The 2,197-nt window shown below is 57.4% G+C and carries 1 protein-coding gene; it reads left to right on the plus strand.

Going from position 1 to position 2,197, the window contains the following annotated elements; translation table 11 throughout:
* Positions 1 to 2,197: choice-of-anchor J domain-containing protein (locus tag AB9K26_RS00200; RefSeq protein WP_369970537.1), on the plus strand; the 2,197-nt coding region annotated here is incomplete at both ends.

A 2,197-nucleotide genomic window follows, 5' to 3' on the forward strand; every position in this document is an offset into this window, starting at 1 on the left:
AGCGACATCACAGACCTATTTGCAGGAGGGATTTGACACGGAGATTCCTGCGACCTGGTCAGTTACCGATGGCGGTGGTGCGACGGGAGATTCCTGGATATCTGGTCAGCAGGGCGGCATCAACAGTCTCAACGGCACGAACTGTGCGATCGTTGACAGTGACGCGAACGGTAATGGGACGGAGCTCATCGAGACGCTCACGTCCCCGGTTTTCGACACGACGGGAGCGGTCTCTCTTTTTCTGGACTTCGACCAGTACTACAACAACATAGGCGGCGACTCTGCCGTTGTGGAGGTCTTCGACGGCACGTCGTGGGTCGAGGTACTGAACCAGACGGCCGACATTGGCGCTTTCAACGCTCCCGACACGCAGCACATAGACATCACCTCGCTGTCGAACGCGAACATGCAGGTACGTTTCGTCTACAATGACGGCAACGTCTGGGCATGGTACTGGCTTGTCGACAATGTACAGGTCTACAATTCCACTTGCGATTTTCCATCAGGGGTTTCCCTTGCCAACATAACTGACACGTCAGCGGACCTTGCCTGGACCCCAGGCGGGACCGAGACCTCATGGGAGGTGGTTGTCCAGCCTGCCGGCACGGGGTTTCCGACGGGACCGGGCGATATGGTCACGGTCAATCCCTATGCGATAACGGGCCTTACGGCCACGACGGACTACGAGGTGTACCTAAGGGCGGACTGCGGTGCTGACGGTTTGAGCAACTGGGTTGGCCCGATAGTCTTCAGGACCCTTAACACGCCTCCACCGCCTCCGGTGGGCGTGAGCTGTGCCTCTGGGAGCTCTTCGTTTGTCTATACGGCGGAGTTCGACACTGTCGACGGCTGGACGGGAGACCTTAACGGAGGTGACGGCACCTGGGAGATTCCCAACGATTCGGGATCCGGCGGGACCGGTCCCAACGCGGCCTTCAGCGGTGGCGGTTTCATGAACTACGAGGCCTCTGGTGGCACTACGGCCACGGCCTCTGCCGTGAGCCCTTCGATAGACCTTACCACGGCGGTCGATGGAGCGGAGCTGTCCTTTTACATGCATGCCTATGGTGCTGACATGGGGACGCTCAACGTTGGTGTTTCCACGTCGCCAGCGGGACCTTTCACCAATGTTTTCGCATGGGCGGGCGAGCTACAGACCTCTGGCGATGAGGCATGGGTACCTGTCGGGGTGAACCTTGACGCTTACCTTGGCCAGGTCGTTTATGTCGAGTTCAGCCATACTGGTACGGGTGACTTTGAGGGCGACATGTCCATAGACCTGGTTAGGGTCGAGACCTGTGGTTCGTTCTGTATAGCGCCTAGCAGCATCAATGTCTCGAACGTGGGAGGGACGGTTGCAGATGTTGCCTGGACGGGCAACAACGGGGAGTCGTCATGGGAGTACGTTGTGGTTCCTGCCGGAACGGGCGAGCCTACTGGCTCGGGGACGGTCACGGGGACCAATGCGATAGGCTTGACGGGCTTGGACTTTTCAACGGACTACGAGATATGGGTGCGAGCCGACTGTGGAGGTGGTACCTTCAGTCTATGGGCTGGCCCGGTGAACTTCACCACGACGATACAGTCGGACTATACGATAGACTGTACACAGGCACCGACCAACATTACATATTGCTATGGCAACAACGATACGACCAACTGGACTTTCACCTCGAGTGACGGGAGCCCGATAAGGATAACGTTCAACGCAGGGGGTATAGAGTCCTGTTGCGATGACATCATTCTATACGAGGGCACTGACAATACGGGCGCGGTGATATTCCAGGGCAACAACGGAGGAGACCTGGCAGGCCTGACGTTCGATTCGCTGGGCGATTCCATATTCATGGAGATCGATGCCGATGGGAGTGTCAGCTGTGCCTCAGGTAGTTTTTGCTGTACGGCTCAGTGGGACTTTGACGTGGCATGTGCGACATGCGTGAACCCGTCTGCGACCTACGATGTTGTTTCTAACTGTGTGGTTGGTCCGGAGTTCTTTGTGGACGTTGACCTGACGGATTTGGGCTCGGCCACCTCGATCACGGTAAGCGATGACCAGGGGAGCGCTCCACAGACTGTTACGGCGGTCGGTGTGCTTCAGTTCGGTCCTTATGCCAACAACACGCCAGTGGTGATCACGGTGGCTAATGACGATGATGCGAACTGCGAGATATCGAGCTCGCCATTGACTCAGGAA

Source organism: Psychroserpens sp. XS_ASV72 (assembly GCF_041224425.1).
Classification (GTDB): Bacteria; Bacteroidota; Bacteroidia; order Flavobacteriales; family Flavobacteriaceae; genus Psychroserpens.